The following is a 2,620-nucleotide window of genomic DNA, read 5'->3' on the forward strand; positions in this document are numbered from 1 at the left end:
TGTGTGGCTTCCGGTTTATCCGGCTGGCTTTGTGACTTATCTTGCCCAGTGGTGAGTATGTTTTTGATACTCTTGTAACTGGGAGCCGCTGTATATGTTTTTGGCAACATAAATTTTTTGCATTCCGGAACTTAATTTTCCGAGCACCCCTTTCCCATTAATGGGATTTCATGGTGGAGTGGGTAAGCCGATAGCTCTGACCTTGAAAAACCAGCAGATGACTATGGTGTACCAGTCTATCAATAATTGCACTTGTCAGCTTTTCGTCATAAAAAATTCCGTTCCATTTACTGAATTCCAGATTGGTTGTGATGATTACGCTCCTTTTTTCATAACATTCTGAAATCACTTGAAATAGCAGTTGTGAGCCTTCCTTCTCAAAGGGGACATAACCCCATTCGTCACAAATCAGCAAATCTGTCTTTTCCAACTGCTTCATAAATCGCTTTAATTCACCCTTTGCCTTTGCTTCGCTTAATTGATTGACCAATGATGCCGTACGAAAGAACTTTGCCTTCATTCCTCTGGAACAGGCTACAACACCAATAGCCGTGGCCATATGGCTCTTACCTGTTCCTACCGGACCATAGAGGATCAAGTTCTCAAGCTTTTCTATGAAGCTTCCGGACTTTAATTCCTCCAGACTGACGGAGCCTGGAATCTGGATATCTCCAAATTCATAACCTTCAAAAGTTTTGATGACATCAAAACCGGCGGACTTTAAGTTCCGGTTCTTACGGGTCAATTCTCGGTGATCCAGTTCCAGCTTCAAAAGCTGTGCCAGGAAATCTCCGAAATCAGCGGCAGCGATTTTTGAGTAGCTTTCATATATGTTTTTCCCAAACCTCAATTCCTTGCAGTAATGTTTTATCAACGCATCTGAACTCATGATGACAGCCCTCCGGGTACGAACAATTCGTCATATATCTTGATATTCGGAGTGTATTTCTTAAGCTCCGGAACTGTGTTGGGGAGTTTGACTTCCGGTTCTGGTAAAGTTCCGGTTGTTAAGCGGCAATAAACCGCCCAGATGCTGTCCGGATCCCTGGCTCCCAACTTAATTCCTTCTTCAAAGGCTTCTATGGCTGTATCAAAGCCTGTAGTCATTGTCATTCTTGAAAGTAGCTTCAATGATTGCTTTTTGCGTTCATAATCACATTGGTCCAGATACTCCTTCATGATACCCGGCAATTGGTTGAAAAGTCCGGAATATTTTAATGCTGTCGGTCTTTTGGACATCAGATCAAGATATGGGATCCAATACATGGCCTCCTTTTCTTCACCATAAAGCCTTCTATGTCGAACAATAGGGCGGCAGTCATCATCCAGCAGGTCGATATCATAGGCACCGGCTTTAATGGTGACCTGACGCCCGGCCATATCTGGAGAGGTTGAATAAATTCTGCCATCAAATTTGATCTTCCCATAATTGTCTGCCTTCGCAAACTCATGCAGGAACACATAAAACGGTACCTTCGGAAGCTTGAAGCATTCCAGTTTATCCTCCCTGAACAAGTCTTCAATCCGACCATGTCCCTTGTAGTGCATCCTGTTCATGTCCCGGTCACATCGTAACAGGAGTTCCTTGTTATATTCTTTCAGCTCTTTAAATTCCGGAATCGGAACAAACAGATTCCGGCGGTGGTAGCCAACCTTGTTTTCTACGGAGCCCTTTTCATGTCCACTATTCGGATTACAGAAGTTACTCTGAAATCCGTAGTGCATCATGAACCGCAAAAAGCCCTGGGCCAGATCACGTTTCCCATACTCCTTGACTTTCCTTACAGCAGTGGACATGTTATCAAACCAAATAGCTGTCGGCACTCCACCAATATGCTCAAAGATTGCCTTCATGCCTTCCAGAAGACATTCCTGATTTGCACTTTTGAACAACTGGGTATGCCCGCCATTGCTGTGTGGATAGGACATATTAAGGTAATATCCGTCATAGGTAATACCATTTTCGATGAATCGAGCCTCTCCAAAGTCTGCCTGGGCTTCCCCTGGGGGATGTTCCAGAGGTAAAAATCCTTTTGGGTTCATCTGAAGCTCTTCCCGAATGCCAGCGACAAACTTTCTGACCGACCTTTCACTGGCATCAAATGCTTCTCCATATAGCTCCCTTAACCTGTCATAAACCCTTCTGGCCGTGTGCTGCTGTTTGTGTGGAGCCTGTTGGTCCTTGACCAGCCAGGTAGTTACAATGTCTCTGTACGGTGACAATTTTCCCTGCCTCCGTTGTTTTGGGCGGAGTTCATAGTTGAAATTGATCTTTGTGACATACTTTTTCACAGTTTCAAAATCATGACCCGTGATTTTAGATATTTTTCTTAAACTTTTGCCTTCAAACTTTCTCATATTTTTGATACGATATATCTGATCCATTGTCAGCATCCTTTCTGTACCCCCTTTGAAGTGTCGCAACTTAAAGGGTATTATTTTGAAGGGGTGCTTGCAATGGTTTTTCCATTTTATGCAGGGTTTTTTAAGTTCCGGAACGCTTGGTTTTCAGTATACCAAAAACACTGTATAGGAAAGTGCCTTCTGACAGGCGGTTTCAAGACGCTCGACTGAATATTTATCAGCCAGCTTTAGAAGTCCCATGCAGCTTTTGTAAGCC

General features: G+C 43.6%; 2 protein-coding genes. Both read right to left on the minus strand.

The window, feature by feature from the left end; translation table 11 throughout:
- Positions 1-157: 157 nt before the first annotated feature.
- The gene (gene istB / locus T344_RS0119320) at positions 158-889 is read right to left on the minus strand and encodes an IS21-like element helper ATPase IstB (protein WP_027630041.1); all 732 of its coding nucleotides are present in this window, start codon (positions 887-889) and stop codon (positions 158-160) included.
- A complete protein-coding gene (gene istA, locus T344_RS0119325) occupies positions 886-2,394 on the minus strand; it encodes an IS21 family transposase (protein WP_027630042.1) in 1,509 nt (502 codons plus the stop codon). Before istA ends, istB begins: the two co-directional genes overlap by 4 nt.
- Positions 2,395-2,620 lie beyond the last annotated feature (226 nt).

This window comes from Ruminiclostridium cellobioparum DSM 1351 = ATCC 15832 (genome assembly GCF_000621505.1).
Classification (GTDB): domain Bacteria; phylum Bacillota; class Clostridia; order Acetivibrionales; family DSM-1351; genus Ruminiclostridium; species Ruminiclostridium cellobioparum.